Source organism: bacterium, from assembly GCA_019637795.1.
Lineage (GTDB): Bacteria > Desulfobacterota > Binatia > HRBIN30 > CADEER01 > JAHBUY01.
In genome coordinates, this window is the sequence record JAHBUY010000004.1 from 399,319 (window position 1) to 418,026 (window position 18,708).

At 73.5% G+C, this 18,708-nt stretch carries 13 protein-coding genes; 11 read left to right on the plus strand and 2 right to left on the minus strand.

Features of this window, described 5'->3' with window-relative positions; all coding sequences use genetic code 11:
- Positions 1-26 precede the first annotated feature (26 nt).
- From KF840_15750 to KF840_15780, 7 genes are all read left to right on the plus strand, one after another.
- Entirely contained in the window at positions 27-2,165 is a 2,139-nt protein-coding gene (locus KF840_15750; protein ID MBX3026362.1) for a hypothetical protein, read from the plus strand.
- Between the two features lie 76 nt (positions 2,166-2,241).
- On the plus strand, positions 2,242-3,387 hold the full coding sequence (locus KF840_15755) for a glycosyltransferase family 4 protein (GenBank protein ID MBX3026363.1): 1,146 nt from the start codon (positions 2,242-2,244) through the stop codon (positions 3,385-3,387).
- The gene (locus KF840_15760; protein ID MBX3026364.1) at positions 3,384-4,124 is read left to right on the plus strand and encodes a class I SAM-dependent methyltransferase; all 741 of its coding nucleotides are present in this window, start codon (positions 3,384-3,386) and stop codon (positions 4,122-4,124) included. The genes KF840_15755 and KF840_15760 overlap by 4 nt, the downstream gene beginning before the upstream one ends.
- Positions 4,125-4,215: 91 nt before the next feature.
- A complete protein-coding gene (locus KF840_15765) occupies positions 4,216-4,506 on the plus strand; it encodes a type II toxin-antitoxin system prevent-host-death family antitoxin (protein MBX3026365.1) in 291 nt (96 codons plus the stop codon).
- Complete coding sequence (locus KF840_15770; protein ID MBX3026366.1) at positions 4,503-4,928, plus strand: type II toxin-antitoxin system VapC family toxin; 426 nt, start codon at positions 4,503-4,505, stop codon at positions 4,926-4,928. Before KF840_15765 ends, KF840_15770 begins: the two co-directional genes overlap by 4 nt.
- 169 nt (positions 4,929-5,097) lie before the next feature.
- Positions 5,098-5,805: a hypothetical protein gene (locus KF840_15775; GenBank protein MBX3026367.1), complete on the plus strand. Its 708-nt coding sequence runs from the start codon at positions 5,098-5,100 to the stop codon at positions 5,803-5,805.
- 113 nt (positions 5,806-5,918) lie between these two features.
- A complete protein-coding gene (locus tag KF840_15780) occupies positions 5,919-9,320 on the plus strand; it encodes an AAA family ATPase (GenBank protein MBX3026368.1) in 3,402 nt (1,133 codons plus the stop codon).
- Here KF840_15780 and KF840_15785 read toward each other — a convergent pair.
- Positions 9,266-9,655, minus strand: a complete 390-nt coding sequence (locus KF840_15785; GenBank protein ID MBX3026369.1) for a hypothetical protein — start codon at positions 9,653-9,655, stop codon at positions 9,266-9,268. The genes KF840_15780 and KF840_15785 overlap by 55 nt on opposite strands.
- Positions 9,656-9,735: 80 nt before the next feature.
- Positions 9,736-10,173, minus strand: a complete 438-nt coding sequence (locus KF840_15790; GenBank protein MBX3026370.1) for a hypothetical protein — start codon at positions 10,171-10,173, stop codon at positions 9,736-9,738.
- Positions 10,174-10,367: 194 nt separating this feature from the next.
- Here KF840_15790 and KF840_15795 point away from each other — a divergent pair, with 194 nt between their 5' ends.
- The 4 genes from KF840_15795 (at position 10,368) to KF840_15810 (ending at position 18,708) form a co-directional block, all read left to right on the plus strand.
- On the plus strand, positions 10,368-11,219 hold the full coding sequence (locus KF840_15795) for an LLM class F420-dependent oxidoreductase (protein ID MBX3026371.1): 852 nt from the start codon (positions 10,368-10,370) through the stop codon (positions 11,217-11,219).
- A 96-nt stretch (positions 11,220-11,315) separates the two neighbouring features.
- On the plus strand, positions 11,316-12,551 hold the full coding sequence (locus tag KF840_15800; GenBank protein ID MBX3026372.1) for an adenylate/guanylate cyclase domain-containing protein: 1,236 nt from the start codon (positions 11,316-11,318) through the stop codon (positions 12,549-12,551).
- Positions 12,552-12,619: 68 nt separating this feature from the next.
- On the plus strand, positions 12,620-13,513 hold the full coding sequence (locus KF840_15805; protein ID MBX3026373.1) for a pyridoxamine 5'-phosphate oxidase family protein: 894 nt from the start codon (positions 12,620-12,622) through the stop codon (positions 13,511-13,513).
- A gap of 275 nt (positions 13,514-13,788) precedes the next feature.
- Positions 13,789-18,708 (plus strand): glycosyltransferase family 39 protein, encoded by a 4,920-nt coding sequence (locus tag KF840_15810; protein ID MBX3026374.1) that lies wholly within the window; start codon positions 13,789-13,791, stop codon positions 18,706-18,708.

Consider the following 18,708-nt stretch of genomic DNA (forward strand, 5'->3'; position numbering starts at 1 on the left):
ACCGCCCGGCCTGCTATGGGCCGCCGATGGCGGTGCTGATCTGGTGGTTGCTGCTCGAGGCGCTGGGCATCCTGGCGCTTCCGCTGCTCTTTCCGCTGTTCGGACGCGCGTCGGCGCACGGCTACCCGTTCGCCAAGATCGCCGGCCTGCTGCTGCTGACCTACGTCGCCTGGCTGCTCGGCTTCGCCGTCCCCTACGGCACGGCGCTCGCCGTGTCGCTGGCCGGCTGGATCGCGCTGGCGGCGGCCCTGGCCGTGGCGCAGCGCGCCGCGATCGGCGCCTGGCTGCGCGACGGCGGCTGGCGGCAGGTGGCGCGCGCCGACGGCCTGTGGACCATCGGCTTCCTCTTCTTCGTCTTCCAGCGCTGGATGGCGCCCGACATCTTCGGCGCCGAGAAGTACATGGACTTCGCGTTCATCAACGGGCTGCTGCGCGCCGATGCCATGCCGCCCTACGATCCGTGGATGAGTGGCGACACCATCAACTACTACTATTTCGGCTACCTGATGTTCGCCAACCTGCTGCGCCTGGCGCCGGTGGCGGACACCGTCGGCTACAACCTCTGCGTCGCCACCGTCGGCGGCCTCGCCTTCTCGCAGACCGCCTGGGTGGTGCTGGCGCTCACCGCGCGCTGGGGCCTGGCGGTGCTCGGCGGCGCCATGTCGTCGCTCCTCGGCAACCTCGACGGCGCCTGGCAGTTCCTCGAGAAGGGGACGTTGCGCGGCATGGACTACTGGCGCTCGTCGCGCATCGTCGCCAAGGGCGACACGATCAACGAGTTCCCGTTCTTCTCCACCATCCACGGCGACCTGCACCCGCACTTCATGGTGCTGCCGGTCGGCATCCTGCTGCTGGCGGCGCTGCTCGACGAGCGCCTGTTCCCGTCGCGCCCGGAGGACGCGCCCGCCAACCCCTGGCGCGCGCTCGTGCCCTGGGCGCTGGTCACCTTCGTGCTCGCCGCGATGGTGGCGATCAGCAACTGGGAGCTGCCGATGGGCGTCCTGGTGGTGGCCCTGCTCGCCGGCCGCGCCATCCCGCTGACGCCCCTGTTGTCGCGCCAGCGCCTGCGCCTCGGCGTGCGCCTGGTGGTGATGCTGGTCGGCATCTACGTGCTCTTCCTCCCCTTCTACCTGCACTTCGTGCCGCCGCTGGTGAAGCCGGGGCCGAACGAGCCGTGCATCGGCTCCGCCTGCTTCACCATCGCCACCACCTCGCTGGCGCAGTTCGTCACCGTCTTCGGCCTGCTGCTGTTCCCGCCGGCGGTGCTGGTGGCGGCGCGCGGCGCCCGCCTGCTGCCGAGCGGCGGCGGCGAGGGCCAGCATCTGCTCTACGCCGTCGTCGGCCTGGCGATCGCCGTCGCCGCCTTCGCCGGCAACGCCGTGCTGCCGCTGCTGGCGATCATCGTCCTCGGCGCGCTCGCCGTCGCCTACCGCGACAGCGACGGCCCCGAACGCGCCGGCTTCCTGCTCATCGCCCTCGGCGCCACGGCGCTGCTCGCCTGCGAGCTCGCCTTCATCAAGGACTCGTACGGCGAGAAGCTCTACCGCATGAACACCGTGTTCAAGCTCTACTTCCAGGGCTGGACGATCCTCGCCATCGCCGCCCCGTGGGCGCTCGGCCGGCTGCAGGCGCGCCAGTGGCAGTGGGCGCCGACGGCGCGCCTGATCGGCGGCGCCACCGCGGTGCTGGTCGCCATGTCGGCCTGCTACCCGCTCGGCATCACCCTCGACCGCATCAACTCGCCGTGGAAGACGCTCGACGGCAACGCCTACCTGCGGCGTGAGCACCCCGACGACTTCGCCGCCATCGAGTGGCTGCGCGCCAACGTGCCGGAGCAGGCGGTCATCCTGGAGGCGACCGGCAACCCGTATTCGTACTTCGCCCGCTTCTCCGCCAACACCGGGCTGCCGACGGTGCTCGGCTGGGCGAACCACGAGGGCCTGTGGCGCGGCCACGACAACACGGTGATGGCGCGGCGCGACGACGTCATGCGCATCTACAACGGCCCGTCGCTGGAGGCGGTTGCGCCGCTGCTCGACAAGTACGGCGTCCGCTACATCCTGGTCGGCGACGTCGAGCGCGACGAGCACGCCGCCGGGCTGGCGAAGTTCGCCGAGCTGCCGGTGGCGTTCCGGAGCGGCGGGACGGTGGTGTACCGGCGATGAACCCGCGCAGGCAGAAGGGGCGACGGGCTTGAGGGGTTGAGGGGTTGAGGGTTGGGGTTCCCTCAACCCCTTCCGCATGCGCGTTCTCATCGCCCTCACCTACTACCGCCCCCACGTCAGCGGCCTGACGATCTACGCCGAGCGGCTGGCGCGCGGGCTGGCGCGGCGCGGCCACGCGGTGACGGTGCTGACCTCGCGCTTCGCGCCGGCGCTGCCGGAGCGCGAGCAGCGCGACGGCGTGCAGGTGGTGCGCGTGCCGGTGGCGCTGAAGGTGAGCAAGGGCGTGATCATGCCGCGCTTTCCGGCGGCGGCGCTGGCGGCGATCGCCGACGCCGACGTCGTCAACGTGCACATGCCGCAGTTCGAGGCGGCGCTGCTCGCCTGGCTGGCGCGGTGGCGGCGGCGCGCGGTGGTGCTCACCTACCAGTGCGACCTGCGGCTGCCGGCGGGCGCCTTCAATCGCGCCGTCGAATGGAGTCTGCGGCCGCTCAACCGGCTTGCCGCCGCCGCCGCCGACGCGATCGTCGTCAGCAGCGACGACTACGCCCGCCACTCGCCGTTCCTGGCGCGGTCGATGGCGGCGGTGCGCGCCATCGCGCCGCTCGTCGACCTGCCGGAGCCGACCGCCGCCGACACCGCGGCGCTGCGCGCCGCCTGGGGCGCCCAGCGGCCGACCATCGGCTTCGCGGCGCGCTTCGCCGCCGAGAAGGGCGTGGAGTATCTGCTCGAGGCCCTGCCGGCGGTGCTGGCGGCGGTGCCGGAGGCGCGGGTCGTGTTCAGCGGCGCCTACAAGGACACGGTGGGCGAGGAGGCGTACTGGCAGCGCCTGGCGCCGCTGCTCGACCGCCACCGCGACCGACTCACCTTCCTCGAGCTGCTGCCGATGGAGCAGATGCCGGCCTTCTTCGCCGCCTGCGACGTCCTGGCGGTGACCAGTCTGAACTCGACGGAAGCGTTCGGCATGGTACAGGTCGAGGCGATGCTGTCCGGCACGCCCGTCGTCGCCACCGACCTGCCCGGCGTCCGCGAAGCGGTCGGCCGCACCGGCATGGGCCTGATCGTGCCGCCGCGCGATCCCCAGCGCCTGGCGGCGGCGCTGGTCGAGGTGCTGGGCGACCGCGCGCGCTTCGTCCGGCCGCGCGCCGACGTCGTCGCCGCCTTCGACCTCGAACGCTCGCTGCGCCAGTACGAGGAGCTCTTCGCGGCGGTGCGGCGGCCATGAGCGAGGCGCCGCGCAAACCGGCCGCGGCGGCGCGGCCGCCGGCGAGGTCGCCCTACACCGAGACGTACTACGCGCGGCACGGCCTCGCCGGCGACCGCATCGCCCTCTGGTTCTACGCCCGCCTGGTTCGCCGCCTGCGGCCGCAGGGCGGCCGCCTGCTCGACTTCGGCTGCGGCACCGGCCACCTGCTGCGCCGCCTCAGCGATCACTTCGAGGCGTACGGCTACGACGCGTCGGCCGAGGCGCGCGGCGCCTGCCGGCTGACGGCGCCCGACGCCGTGGTGCTCGAGGAGTGGGAATCGCTGCCGGCCGGCCACTTCGACGTCATCGTCGCCCTGCACGCGCTCGAACACCTGCCGCAGCCGCGGCCGGTGGTCGAGTCGATGGTCCGCCACCTCGCGCCCGGCGGCCTGCTGCTGTTCGTGGTCCCCAACCCGAGCGGCCTCGGCCATCGCATCAAGGGCCGCCACTGGTTCGCCTATCGCGACCCCACCCACGTCAGCGTGCTCAGCCGCGGCGAGTGGCTGACCATCGCCCGCCGCTGCGGCCTGACCGTCCGCTGGGTGCGCGGCGACGGCATGTGGGACCCGCCCTACCTGCCGCTGCTGCCGGTCGGCTTCCAGCGCCTGCTCTTCGGCGCCCCCGCCGGCATCCAGCTCATCCTGCCGCTGCGCCGCCCGTTCCTCCCCGACACCCTGGGCGAGTGCCTGATCGTCGCGGCGGAGCGGCCGCGCTAGTGCACCGTCGTTGAGATAGGGTCGGACGGGCGCGGAGGAACGGCGCTCAGCGCTCGTTGTCAGGTCAAGTGGATCTGACTACACTGGTCACATGAGGACGGCTGCGGTGGCGGAATTGAAGGCGCAGCTCAGTCGATACCTGAGCCGCGTCAAGGCTGGAGAGGAGGTGCTGGTCACCGAGCGTGGGATCCCCATCGCGCGCCTGGTGCCGGCCGCCAGCAGCGGAACGATGGACGAGCAGTTGCGCGATCTGGAACGCCAGGGGCTGATTCGTCTCGGCCCGGGCGTCCTGCCCAAGGACATCTGGAAGCTGCCGCGGTCGCAGGACCCGGGCGCCGCGCTGCGCCGGGCCGTCACCGAGGAGCGCGAGGACGGCCGGTGACGTTCTGGGACACCTCAGCGATCGTCCCGCTGTGCGTCGTCGAGCCGGCGACCGCGCGGGCGCGGGCGCTCGCCACCGCGGACCCCTCGCTGGTGGTGTGGTGGGCGACGCGCACCGAATGTCTCTCGGCCATGGCTCGACGGCGTCGCGACGGACAGTTGAGCCCCCAGGCGGAGCGACGGGCCCGCCGCGTGCTCACGGCGCTGGCGGGTGCATGGTCGGAGGTGCTGCCGAGCGAGGCGCTCCGCGAGCGCAGCGAGCGCCTGCTCTCGGTACACCCCCTGCGCGCCGCGGATGCCTTCCAACTCGCGGCGGCGTTGCTGTGGTCGCGGGGAGCGACCTCGACCCACGCGCTCGTCTGCTTCGACGAGCGGCTGCGCGACGCCGCCCACCGCGAGGGCTTCCAGGTCCTCCCGGACTGACCCGCCCCCCCGACGCAGCCGGAACGATCAGCCGAGCAGGCGCGCCATCGCGCGGGCGGCATTCCCGCCCCGCGGGTCACGATGTGACCCCGCCGGTTGCGCCTTCCGGTTGGTAGGACGGCCCCGGCGGACGAGCCGAGCCCCGGGGACGGCAGCGGACGGCACAACCATGAACGGGAGGAAGATCACCATGCTGCTGCAGCGCATCGTTCCCTCAGCACTGCTCGTCATCGCCCTGACGGCACCGACGCCCTCGGCCGAGGCGGCCTGCGCCTCGGCCCATTCGGGGGGCCACAAGGGCAAGGTCACGGTCTGCCACCGGCCGCCGGGCAAGCCGACGAAGCCGCAGACGCTCTCCATCGATCAGGCGGCCCTGAAAGCGCACCTCGCCCACGGCGACACCCTGGGGAGCTGCACCACCGGCTGCGCGGCCAGCGGACGGCCGTGCCAGGGCGCCGGCGACTGCTGCAGCGGTCTCTGCCAGGCCGGCGTGTGCGCCACGCCGTGCGCCGCGGACGGCGGCGCCTGCGCCACCGACGCGCAGTGTTGCAGCGGCGTCTGCAATGCCGGCACCTGCGCCCCGCCCTGCGGCGCCGAGCAGGCGGCGTGCGAGAGTGGCGACGACTGCTGCAGCGGCATCTGCACCGACACGACCAAGACCTGCGCCGAACAGTGCACCATCGGTCCGGAGCTGTACGGGCCGCCCTGCAGCCGCGACCTCGACTGCTGCGAGGGCCAGGGCTCCTGCCTCTTCGGCCTCTGCTTCGCGGACTTCGCCTGCGCCATGCCGGGCCAGGCCTGCGACATCGAATCGGACGATCCGGTGTTGTGCTGCTTCGACGACGAGTGCGTCGACGGCGTCTGCGTCGCCCGCTGAACCGCCATCGAGAGCGCACGCGACGGGGCGGACCGCCGGGTCCGCCCCGTGTTCGCATCCCCCGCGGCGGCGATTGACACGACCGCGACCGGGTGCCGAACATGGCGCCCGCCATGGAAGCCGCCGCGCCCCTCGCACCGCCTCCGTTCGTCGGCCGCGCCAGCGAGCTGGCGCGGCTCGAGGGGGCGCTGGCGGCGGCGGCCGCCGGCCAGGGCGCGCTGTACCTGATCGGCGGCGAGCCGGGGATCGGCAAGACCCGCCTCGCCGACGAGCTGACCCGCCGCGCCGCGGCAGACGGTTGGGCCACCGCCTGGGGGCGCTGCTGGGAGAGCGGCGGCGCGCCGGCATACTGGCCCTGGGTGCAGGCGCTGCGCGCCCTGGTGGCCGAGCTGCCCGCCGACCTGGTGACGAGCCGCGTCGCCGCCGCGCCCGACCTGTTGCACGTGCTGCCCGAGCTGCGCGGCCGGCTGCCGGATCCGCCGGCGTTGGAGCCGCCCGACGCCGAGCTGGGACGCTTTCGCGTCCTCGACGCCACCACCTCGCTGCTGCGCGCCGGCGCCGCCGCGCGGCCGCTGTTGCTGGTGCTCGACGATCTGCACGCCGCCGACCACTCCTCGCTCCTCCTCCTGCGCTTCCTGGCCCGCGAGCTGCGCGACCTGCGCCTCGTCGTCGTCGGCACCTATCGCCAGAGCGAGACCGCCGGCGACCCCGAGGTGGCGGCGGCCTTCGCCGACCTGGTCCGCGACGGCCATCGCGTCACCCTGCACGGCCTGAGCGCGGATGCGGTCGCCGACTATCTCGCCGCCACCGCGCCGGCGCGGGCGACGCCGGCGACCATCGGCGCCGTGCACGCGGCCAGCGATGGCAACCCCCTGTTCGTCTCCGAAATGGTGCGGCTGTGGAGCACCCCCGGGGGCGCCGGCGACGGGGCCCTGGCCATTCCCGAGGAGCTGCGCGGCACCCTACGCCGCCGTCTCGCGCCGCTGCCGGAGGCGGTGCGGCGAGTGCTCACCCTGGCGGCGGTGCAGGGGCGCGAGTTCGACCTCGTGCTGGTCGAACACGTCATCGGGACGGGCGGCGGCGCGGCGGACGCGCCGGTCGGAACATCGCCGGTGAGCGCGGCGCTGGATCTCGCCCAGGCCGCCGGCATCGTCCGCCCGCTCGCCGACACCCTGGGCCGCTTCACCTTCGCCCACGCCCTGATGCGCGACGTCCTCCACGACGACCTGCCCAGCGCCGAGCGCGCCACCCTGCATCGCCGGGTCGCGGCGGCGATGGAGCGGATGCACGCCGCCAACCTCGACGCGCACCTGGAACCGATCGCCCACCACTACGCCCAGGCCGCGCTCGGCGGCGAGGTGGACAAGGCGGTGGAGTTCGCCCGCCGGGCGGGCGACCGCGCCCTCGGACTGCTCGCCCACGAGGATGCCGTGCAGCACTTCCAGCACGCGCTGCGCGCCCTGGAGTTGCGCCGCGACGGCGCCCGCCCCGGCGACGCGGTCCTCCGCTGCGAGTTGCTGCTCTCGCTCGGCGACGCCTGTTGGGGAACCGGCGACCTGGGGCGCATGCGCGCGACCTACGAGCGGGCCGCCGACGCGGCGCGCGGCCTCGCGCGCGCCGAGGGCGCGCACCGGCTGGCGCGCGCCGCGCTCGGGTTGGGCGGCCGGCAACAACGCGCCCACGTCGCCTTCGACCAGGTCGTCGTCGGGCTGCTGGAGGAGTCCGCCGCGGCGCTGGGCGAGGAAGACAGCCCGCTGCGCGCGCGGGTGCTCGCCCGCCTGGCGTACGCGCTGTACACCCGGCCCGACTCGGCCGCGCTGCGGCGCCGGCTGTGCGCCGAGGCCGAGGCGATGGCGCGGCGGATCGGCGATCCGGGAACGCTGCGCTGGGTGCTCAACGACGCGCGCTGGGCGCTGTGGGGCCCGGACGCGATCGAGCAGCGCCTGGAGATGGGTCGCGAGCTGTCGCGCATCGCCGAACGGCTCGGCAACGTCGAGCTGGTGCTCGACGAGCACGCCTGGCGCGTGGTCGACCTGCTGGAGCTCGGCGACCGCGCCGCCGTCGACGCCGAGCTGTCCACGTATGCCGGTGTCGCCCGCGAGCACCGCCGGCCCTGGTCGCTCTGGTACGTCGCCCGCTTCGAGGCCATGCGCGCCCTGCTGGAGGGCGACTTCGCCGCCGCCGAGGGCCATGCCGGCACCGCCCTGGAGGCGATCAACCGCGCCGCCCTGGCCGACGCCCAGCTCATCTACGGCACGCAGCTCCTCGCCATCCGCACCGAGCAGGGGCGCCTGGCGGAGCTGGAGGCCGGCATGCAGGCGTTCGTCGCCCAGTACCCGGCGGTCGAGATCTGGCGCTACGTCGACGCCTACCTGCAGGCGGAGCTCGAGCGCCCGGAGGCGGCGCGCGCCGCCCTCGTCCGGGTGCTCGATCCACGGCAGCCGGCGCTGCCCGAGGGCTACCTGCGACTGGCCGCCTGCAGCTACCTGGCCGAGGCCTGCGCCGCCGTCGGCGACCAGGCCCGCGCCGCGGCGCTCTACGACCTCCTGCTCCCCTACGCCGGCCGCGCCGTCGTCGTCGGCTTCGGCGTCATCTGCCGCGGCGCCGTCGACCGCTACCTCGGCCTGCTCGCCGCCACCGTCGGCCGCGGCGACGCGGCCGCGGCGCACTTCGAGGCCGCGCTCGCCATCGACGCCCGCCTCCGCGCCGCGCCGTGCGAAGCGCGCACCCGCTACGCGTACGCGCAGATGCTGCTCGCCCGCCCGGGCGACGCCGCGGCGCACGCGAAGGGCACGGCGCTGCTCGCCGCCGCCGGCGCCATCGCGGCGCGGCTCGGCATGGACGACCTGCGGGCACGGATCGAGCGCCTCGCCGCCGCGCACCAGCCGGCGCCGCGCGCGGCGCCCCGCGCCGCCGCCGCGACCACCGGCGCGCTGCCCTGCGTCTTCCGGCGCGAGGGCGAGCACTGGGTGATCGGGCTCGGCGACCGGCCGGCCCGCCTGCGCGACCTGCGCGGCTTCACCTACATCGCCCACCTGCTCGGCCGCCCCGGCGACGAGGTGCACGTCTTCGACCTGGTCGACGCGGCCGAGGGCGCGGCCGCCGACCCCGCGACGCCGGCGGCGCGCGATGCCGGCGACGCCGGGCCGGTGCTCGACGCCGCGGCGCGCGCGGCCTACCGGGCCCGTCTGCTCGAGTTGCGGGAGGCGCTCGACGAGGCGGAGCTCGACCACGACCTCGGCCGCATCGAGCGGTACCGGTCCGAAATGGAAGCGCTCGCCTCCCAGCTCGCCGAGGCCACCGGCCTCGGCGGTCGCGAGCGGCGCGTCAGCGCGCCGGCCAATCGCGCCCGCGTGGCGGTCGCCAAGGCGGTGCGCATCGCCCTGGCGCGCATCGACACCCATTGCGGCGACTTCGCCAGCCACCTGCGGCTGACCATCCGCACCGGCACCTTCTGCTGCTACGTGCCCGACCCGCTGCGACCGACCGCCTGGGACCTCGGGCACGACGGCTGACGGCCGTCCTCCGCGGGCGAGACGACGAGCAGCGTGCAGCCGACCTCGCTGTGCGCCGGCCCCTCGGCCGCATCCGTTACCGCGACCGCCGATCGCCCCGGCCACAGCCGCCGTCCGCCGTGGATCAGCTCGCCGTCGAGCACGAACAGCAGGTGTGGCTCGACGCCGGCTATCGCCAGCGTCGCGCCGGGGGCGAAACGGAACAGCCGCAGCCACCAGCCGGCGACGACACCGAGGTCGCGCTCGAACACGCGCGGCGCCGCCGGCGACGGGCGCCACTCCCCGGCACGCGAGAGGGCGCCCTCGCCGGCCGAGCGCGGATACCGTTCATCCATGCCCACCCCCGACTCCCGCCCGACGCCGAGCTGGCGCGCCGGCCGGGCGCGCGGCCCCGAACCCGCCGCGCCGCCGGCGATCAGTTGATCGCCGGCCCCTTGCAGGCCTCGCCGTGGAGGTCGCTGACGGTGGCGCTGGTCAGCGACGGCTGACCGAAGGTGAGGACGATGATGTCCGCGCCGCTGGACGTGAGGTCCGGGTAGTCCATGCCCATGGCGATCTCCTGGGTGTAGGGCGCGGTGAAGAGCGCCCCCTGGCGAATCACGGTGACGCCGAAGCGCAGGATCGCGCCGTCCGAGGAGCGGCACACGGTACCGTGCGCGACGCCGCTCGTGCCGCCGGTGCCGCGGAACGGCTGACACTTGCCGGCCCCTGGCAGCTTCCACGAACGCGCCACCAGAAACGGCGTCGCCCCCGCTCCGGCGTAGATGCAGAGGTCCTTGGCCATCGCCGCGCCCGGCCCGACCAGCAGCAGGCCGGCGATGGCGGTAGCGGCGATTCCCGACAGACGAGCCATATCCCATCCTCCCTCGTGTGGTTGGTTCCCGGCGCCACCGGGCGCCTACCAACCAGGCGTGACCGGGCGGGTCACACCGTGACCTGCCGCCCGGCGGGCGAAGGCGTCCGGGACCGCGGCGCGGATCGCGATCGACGCTGTCGCGCCCCACGCCGCGGCGTGACTCGCACCCGCCGGCGCGCTACGGACGGCGCATGGATCTCGGCGTCGCCATCTTCCCGACCGACTACACCATCCGCCCCGACGACTTCGCCCGCGCCTGCGAGGCGCGCGGGTTCGAGTCGGTGTGGTTTCCCGAGCACACCCACATCCCGGCGAGCCGCCGGACCCCGTACCCGGCCGGCGGCGACCTGCCGCCCGAGTACTGGTCGACCTTCGACCCGTTCCTCGCCCTGACGGCGGCGGCGGCGGCGACCAGCCGCATCAAGCTGGCGACCGGCATCTGCCTCGTCGTCGAACGCGACCCGATCGCCACCGCCAAGGCGGTGGCGACGCTCGACGTCCTGTCGCGCGGCCGCGTGCTGTTCGGCATCGGCGCCGGCTGGAACGTCGAGGAGATGGCCAACCACGGCACCGACTACCGCCGCCGCTGGACGCTGCTGCGCGAACGGGTGCTGGCGATGAAGCAGATCTGGACCCAGGAGGCGGCCGAGTTCCACGGCGAGCTGGTCGACTTCGATCCGATCTGGTCGCTGCCCAAGCCGGTGCAGAAGCCGCACCCGCCGATCATCCTCGGCAGCGCCTCGCGCAAGAGCCTCGACCGGGTGGTCGCGTACTGCGACGGCTGGGTGCCGATCGGCCTGGCGATGCGCGACCTGCCGGGCGCCATCGCGGCCCTGCGCGACAAGGCGACCGCGGCGGGGCGCGATCCCGCCACGATCGAGCTCTCCCTCTTCTGGGCCCCCGGCGACGGCGATCAGTTGCGCCGCTACCGCGACATGGGCATCGCGCGCGCCATCCTCGCCGTCCCGCCGGCGGCGCCCGACGCCGTGCTGTCGATGCTCGACGGCTATGCGCCGCTCGTCGCCGAGCTGACCGCTGGCTGATGGCGCGGCCGGATCCCAGCCCGGCCGCGCGGGCTGCCGTGCGCCGGCTCCCCTTCTTCACCTCCTCCGGCCATCCGGCGGCGGGCTGAGTCCCCGGTGCGCTCACCGGCCGTCGAGCGCGCCATCGCCGCCGAACGGGCGGCCAACGTCCGCCTGCTCAACGGCGGGCGGCTCGTCGCGTTGCTGGTGGCGCTGGCGGTCGCGCTCGCCTTCGAGGTGCAGCGGGCCGTCAGCGGCATCGCCTACGTCGGCCCGTCGCTGGCCCTGCTCGGCGCCTACGGCGTTGCCGCCGCGCTGGCTTTCCGGATCGGCCGCGGGTCGGCGGCGCGCGCTCGACTGACCGGCTACGCCGCCGGGCTGGTCGACGTGCCGTTCGTCTACGTCCTGCTCGGCCGCCTGCACGCCAGCCTGGTGGTCGCTGGCTTTGCCGACGACGGCCGGGTCATCGCCGCCGGCGGCACCGCCTTCTTCCTGCTGCTGGTGTTCGTCTCCGCCGGCCTGCTGGCGCGCGCCCAGGTGTACACCACGGCGCTGCTGGCGGCCGGCTGCAACCTGGCGCTGCAGATCGGGGCGGGCGTCGACCAGGTGCAGGCGACCTTCTCGACCGTTGCCATCCTCTTCGGCGCGGCCGTCGGCCTGACGGTCAGCCGGCGCGGCCTGCGGTTGGTCAGCGACGTCGCCGTCCAGCAGCTCCGCCGCGAGCGCCTGGCCCGCTACTTCTCACCCCAGGTCGCCGAGGCGCTGGGCGAGCGCGGCGAGTTCGGCGCCGGGGAGATCCGCGAGGTGACGGTGTTGGTCGCCGACCTGCGCGACTTCACCACCCTGTCGTCGGGCCGCGACGGCGCCGAGACGGTGGCGATGCTGAACGAGGTCTTCGCCGTGCTGGTCGAGGTGCTGTTCCGCCACGGCGGCACGCTCGACAAGTATCTCGGCGACGGCCTGCTCGCCTACTTCGGCGCCCCGGTGGCGCAGCCCGACCACGCCGCCCGAGCGGTGCGCTGCGCGCTCGACTGCCGCGCCGCGCTCGTCGACCTCAACCGCCGGCGCGCGGCGCGCGGCGCGCCGGCACTGCGGCTCGGACTCGGACTGCACAGCGGCGCGGTGGTGGTCGGCGACGTCGGGGTCCCCGCCCGCCGCGAGTACACCCTGATCGGCGAGGCGGTGAACCTCGCCGCGCGCGTCGAGGAGGAGACCAAGCGGCGCGGCGAGGACATCCTGCTCACCGGCGCCACCCGCGCCCGGCTCGGCGACGCCGTGCCGCTGCGCGCCCTCGAGCCAATGTGGCCGCGCGGCGGCGCCGCGCCGCTCGACCTCTACGCCCCGCTCGGCTGACGGCGAGCGCCCGCCCTGCCGATGCGGAAACCAATCCCGCAGGGGCGGCATCTGCTATCGTTGGCGCGATGGCGGGCCCATTTCACGACGGCGAGCGCGCCATGCAGCAGCGGGCCGGCACCGCGGCGATGGCGGCGAGGATCGGCAATTCGATCCACGCCGAGATCCCGGCGCGGGCGCGCGACCTCATCGGCGAGCAGCCCTTCGCGGTGCTGGCCAGCCGCGACGCCGCGGGACGGACGTGGGCCTCGATCGTCGTCGGCGAGCCGGGGTTCCTGCGCGCCCCCGACGCCCGCACGCTCGAGATCGCGGCGACACCGCACGCCGGCGATCCGCTGGCGACCGACCTCGGCAACGGCGCCCCCCTCGGCGTCCTGGTGATCGACCCGGCGACGCGGCGCCGCCTGCGCATCAACGGCGTCGTCAGCGCCGCCGACGGCCCGATCCGGCTCGCCGTCGACGAGTGCTTCGGCAACTGCCCCAAGTACATCCAGCAACGCGAGCTGCGCCCGGCGGCGGCCGCCGGCCGCGGGGCGACGCGGCGCGCGGCGGCGCTGTCGCCGGCACAGCAGCAGCGCATCGCCCATGCCGACACCTTCTTCATCGCCTCGCAGCACCCCCGCGCCGGGCTCGACGCCTCGCACCGCGGCGGCAACCCGGGCTTCGTCGAGGTCGTCGACGCCGGCCACCTCGCCTGGCCCGACTACGCCGGCAACGCGATGTTCCAGACCCTCGGCAACCTGACCAGCGAGCCGCGGGCCGGGCTGCTGTTCGTCGACTTTGCCAGCGGCGACGTCCTGCAGCTCACCGGCCGCGCGACGGTGGACTTCGACCGACGGCGCGCGCAACGGTACGCCGGCGCCGAGCGCGTCGTCGACGTCGCCATCGACGAGGTGCGCGACACCCCCGGCGCCGTGCCGCTGCGCGCCGGGCCACCGGCGTATTCGCCCCACAACCCGTAGCCCGCCGCGCGGTGCGCGAGGATCCCGGCGAGACGGGCGACGGTGCCGCCGCGGGGCGGCGACCCGGTCGTCGCGTCACGGTTCGTGGAGATCGACCGCCTCGGCGCGGACGACCGGGAGCGGTTGCTCGGGATCTGACGGCCGGAAGCGGGCGGTCGAGTCCGGCCCCGCCGGTGCTCTCGACCTCGCGCGCCTCGGCGCGGGTCCGCGGTGCGCGGGGCTTCTTTGCATCGCCACTCCGATCCGTATAAGGCGACGCAATTGTCTTGCCTGCCATGAGTAGCTCGCCCAGCTCACCCAGTCGGCTGCGTCTCTGGCTCGTCGCCCTGCTGGTCTTCGCGGCCGCGGTGCGGCTGGTCGGGCTCGATTTCGACGACAAGCACTTCTTCCACCCCGACGAACGGCGCATCGCCTTCGCCGTCGGGGAGCTGTCGTTCCAGCCGCTGCAGCTCAACCCGCACTTCTTCGCCTACGGCTCGTTCCCGTTCTACGTCAACCGCGCCGTCAGCAGCCTGCTCAGCAACATCGACCCGCGGATGGCGAACTACGACGGCGTCATGATGACCGGGCGCGCCGTCAGCGGCGTCATCGGCACGCTGACGGTGCTGCTGCTCACCGTGCTCGGGGCCCGCCTCTACAACCGCTCGGTCGGGCTGCTCGCCGGCTTCCTGCTCGCCGCCTGCGTGCTGCACGTGCAGAACTCGCACTACGGCACCACCGACATCTTCCTCACCTTCCTGGTCACCCTGGCGCTGTACTGCATGATCGGGATCGTCCAGCGCGGCTGGACGCGCGACTACGTCTACGCCGGCCTGGCGATCGGCTTCGCCGCCGCGACCAAGTTCAGCGCCCTGCCGCTGCTCGCGCCGCTCGCCGTCGCCGGCCTGGTGCGCATCCCGCGCGACGGCTTCCTGCGGGTCGCCGGCCGCGGCCTGCTCGCCGTCGTCTGCCTGGCCGCGGCCTTCGCCGCCGGACAGCCGTACGCGATCCTCGACTTCGCCAACTACGCCCGCGACATCACCGAGCAGAGCGGCATGGTGCGCGAAGCCGGCCGCCTGCCGTACACCAACCAGTACATCGGGGTGGTGAAGTACTACTACGACCTGACCCAGATGTTCTGGTGGGGCATGACGCCGCCGCTGGCGATCGCCGCCATCTGGGCGACCGCGGCGCGGGTGGTCGGGGCGGTCCGCGAACGCTCCGCCACCGACGCCGTGCTGCTGGCGTGGGTGCTGCCGTTCTTCCTCATCACCGGCTCCTTCGACGTGAAGTTCGTCCGCTACCTGCTGCCGATCTACCCGATCATGATCCTGTGGGCGGCGGCGTTCCTGTGGCGCGCCGCCCAGCGCTCACTGCTCGGGCGGATCGCGATGTGGGGGGTGGCGATCGCCACCGGCCTGGCGGCGCTGGCGTTCCTGTCGATCTACACCCGGCCGCACACGGTGGTGACCGCCTCGGAGTGGCTCTATCGCAACGTGCCGCCGGGCAAGGTGATCGTCACCCAGCACTGGGACGAGGGCTTTCCGCTGCCGCTGCCGGGGCAGAACCCGGGCAAGTACAAGGTCGACGACCTGCCGTACTACGAGCCCGACACCCCCGGAAAATGGCGCGACATCGCCAACCGCCTCGCCGCCGCCGACTACATCGCCTTCCAGACCAAGCGGCTCTACGGCGCGCTCACCATGGCGCCGCAGAAGTACCCGATCGCCAACAACTACTTCTACCAGCTCTTCGCCGGCGATCTCGGCTTCACGCTGGTCTACGACCACGCCTCGCGCCCCGAGCTGCTCGGCCTGGAGGCGCCGGACGAGCTCGCCGACGAATCGATCACCGTCTACGACCACCCGAAGGTGCTGATCTTCGAGAACACCGGCCGCCTCTCGGCGGACGAGCTGTACGAGAAGATCATGCACGGCATGCCGTCGAAGAAGCTGACCCGCACCGACCTGCTGCTGGCCGAGGCCAACCGGGTCGGCGGCACCAGCGAGCCGGCGAGCCCCATCCGCGCCAGCGTGCCGGCGCTGCTCTGGTTCGCGCTGATCGTCGAGCTGCTCGGAGTCGCCGGCTTCGCCATCCTGCGCCGCGCCCTGCCGGTGCCCGGGGTCTACGGCCTGGCCAAGGTCTTCGGCATCCTGCTCTTCGCCTACATCCCCTGGCTGCTGGTCAGCACCGGCCAGGCGGCGTTCACCCGCGGCACGCTGGCCGCGACCCTCGGCGGGCTGCTGCTGTGGGGCGCCCTCGCCTGGCGGCGCGGCCGCGGCGACGAGCCGAGCGGCGAGTGGGCGCCGACCGAGCTGCTCTTCTGGGGCAGCTTCCTGCTGTTCCTGCTGGTGCGCGCCTTCAACCCGGAGATCTTCTGGGGCGAGAAGCCGATGGACTTCTCGTTCCTCAACGCGCTGATGCGCACCACGACGCTGCCGCCGCCGGAGCCGTGGTTCTCGGGCTCGACGCTGCACTACACCTACTTCGGGCACTACGTCGTCGCCGCCCTCGGCAAGGTCGGCAACATCCACCCCGGCCTGGTGTTCAACCTCGGCATCGCGCTCTTCGGCGCCCTCACCGCCAGCGCCGCCTTCGCGCTCGGCGGGGCGATCGGCGGCCGGCGCGGCATCGGCCTGCTGTGCGCGGTCTTCGTCGTGCTCATCGGCAACCTCGCCGGGCTGCGCGAGGTGCTGGCCCGCCACGTCATCAACTTCGACTACTGGTGGGCGACCTCGCGGGTGATCAAGGACACCATCAACGAATACCCGTTCTGGAGCTTCCTGTTCGCCGACCTGCACGCGCACGTGCTGGTGATGCCGTTCTCGCTCAGCTTCCTCGCCCTGGCGGTGTGGTGGGTGCGGCGCAGCGACGCGCCGGCGGTCATCAGCCCGCTGGCCACCGTCGTCCTGCTCGGCTTCCTCCTCGGCGCCATCATGGTGACCAACGGCTGGAGCTCGCCGACCTACATCCTGTTCTTCCCGTTCCTCCTCGGCTGCACGGCGCTGGCCCAGTCGTCGTTCGGCCGCGGACGGGTGGCGCTGCTCGGGGTCCTCGGCCTGGTCGCCGCCGGCCTGGTCGCCGCCAAGCTGGCGATGCCGCAACCGCCGCCGTGGCTGATCGAGCAGGTCGGCGATCCGCTCGCGGCGCGCCTGCTGCCGGCAGCCCTGGCCGGCGCGGCGGGGCTGTTCGTCCTCGTGCTGCTGCCGGCGCCGACGATCCTGACCGGCCTGCTGGTGGGCCTCGCCTACCTGCTGTTCCTGCCGTTCTGGCGCGACTTCAGCCCGCCGCCGCGCAACTTCGGCCTCGAGGATCAGTCGTTCGCCAACGCCTGGGACTTCGCCAACATCTTCGGCCTCTTCCTCTTCATCGCCATCCCCTTCGTGTTCGCGCTCTGGCGGCGCGCCCTGCGGCCGGTCGAGCAGCCGCTGGGGTTCGGCCGCCGGCTGGCGATGTGGCTGGTCGCCCTGACCGTGCTCGCCTGCTGGCTGGCCTCGGTGCCGGCGGTCGCGCACCTGCTGCCCTTCGGGCTGCGCGGCTCGCTGCGCCTCGGCCTGGCGATCCTCGCCGTCCTCTCGTTCTCGGTGGCCATCCAGCGCGGCCTCACCTCGACGCAGCGGGTCGCGGTCAGCATGCTCGCCTTCGCCTTCGCGATCACCGCCGGCACCGACATGGTGTTCGTCTGGGATCGCATGAACACCATCTTCAAATTCTACCTCGAGGCCTGGTTCCTGTTCGCGGCAGGCAGTGCCGCCGCCACCGCCGAGCTGTGGCGCGGCCTGATCCGCCGGCCGGCGCTGCGCCGCGCCTGGCAGCTCGGCCTGGTGGTGCTGCTGGCGCTGGCGACGTTCACCGCCGTCAGCGGCATCTGGGCGGTGGTGCGCACCGATCGCGTGCCGACGCCGGAGCCGACCCTCGACGGCACCGCCTATCTCGCCGAGCAGGCGCCGCTCGAGCGCGCCGCCTACGAGTGGCTGAACGACAACGTCGCCGGCATCCCGGTGGTCGCGGAAGCGTACGGCCCGTCGTACCAGGACTACGCGCGGGTGGCGATGAACACCGGCCTGCCGATCGTCCTCGGCTGGGACTACCACGTCAGCCAGCGCGCCCAGCGCTGGCCGGACATCAACAAGCGCAAGGACGACCTGAAGCGGCTCTACACCACCGACAGCAAGCAGGTGGCGGCGGAGATCCTGCGCAAGTACCACATCGCGCTGGTCTACGTCGGCGGCGTCGAGCGCCGCGCCTACAGCGGCGGCAACCTCAAGCGCTTCCAGGAATGGAACGACCTGCTGAAGCCGATCTACACCAACCCCGGCGTCACCGTCTTCGCGGTCGAGGGCCAGTACGCCGGCGCCATCCCGGTGAACGCCATCCAGGAAGTGCCGCCGGTGCCGGAGGGCGAGGAGGTCAAGGTCCAGGGCGCGCCCGGGCAACTGAGCCAGCCGCGCGGCCTGGCGCTGGACGGCGCGGGCAACGTCTACGTCGCCGACTTCGGCAACGACCGCATCCAGAAGTTCGACCCCGATTTCGGCTTCGTGAAGGAATGGGGCTCGCACGGCGACCTGCCGGCGCAGTTCAAGCAGCCCGGCGACGTCGCGGTCGGCCCCGACGGCAGCGTCTACGTCGCCGACACCTGGAACCAGCGCGTGCAGGTGTTCTCGCCCGACGGCGAGTACCTGCGCGAGTGGACCGACAAGTACTACGGGCCGCGCGGCATCGCCGTCGGGCCGAACGGCGCCGTCTACCTGGCCGACACCGGCAACCACAAGGTGCGCCGCTTCACCCCGGACGGGGTCGAGGATCGCGCCTGGGGCAGCCTCGGCAAGGAGCAGGGCCAGTTCACCGAACCGGTCGGCCTCGCCGTGGACAAGACCGGCAAGGTCTACGTCGTCGACAACGGCAATGCGCGCCTGCAGATCTTCGACCGCGACGGGGCGCTGATCGGCGCCTTCCCGGTCGACGGCTGGGAGCAGAAGGTGTTCTCCGAGCCGCACGTCGCGGTCGCGCCCGACGGCACCATCTGGGTGACCGTGCCGACCCGGCAGCTCATCCGCGCCTACCACGCCAAGGGCGGCGTGGTGAAGGAGATCCAGGGCGGCGACGATCCCGCCCTGCCCTTCGACCGCCCGATGGGCATCGCCTACGACCCGCGCACCGACACGCTGGTCATCAGCGACCTCGAGAACCGGTTGGCGCGCGTGCCGGCGCCGTGA